The organism is Bacillus sp. SIMBA_005 (genome assembly GCF_046535585.1).
Taxonomy (GTDB): domain Bacteria; phylum Bacillota; class Bacilli; order Bacillales; family Bacillaceae; genus Bacillus; species Bacillus pumilus.
The window spans coordinates 1-241 of sequence record NZ_JAWRWI010001069.1 but is presented as its reverse complement, the minus strand read 5'-3'; the positions used below and the strand labels follow the sequence as shown (position 1 = coordinate 241).

General features: G+C 45.6%; 1 pseudogene. It reads left to right on the top strand.

Annotation, left to right across the window (positions count from 1 at the left end):
* Positions 1 to 241, top strand: a pseudogene (locus tag SB660_RS23405) (hypothetical protein); the annotation flags it as partial.

Sequence of the window (241 nt, the reverse complement as noted above, 5' to 3'; positions counted from 1 at the left end):
GTACCTGCTGCTTTCAGCGATCATGTTTGGTTTGCTCTTTATTCATGTAAAACCTGAATCACTTAATTTGGATTTGTTTTCAGTCAGTGATAAGACGATTACGCGCCCGCCACAGTGGAAGATCAGCAGGCGACGGAATCGAAAAAACAGGCGGCCGAAGATGCGGTGGAAGATCAATACACCCTGAAAAAAGGCTATACCGACAACCGGCTTGACCTGATCACTTCCATTTTTGACAGCA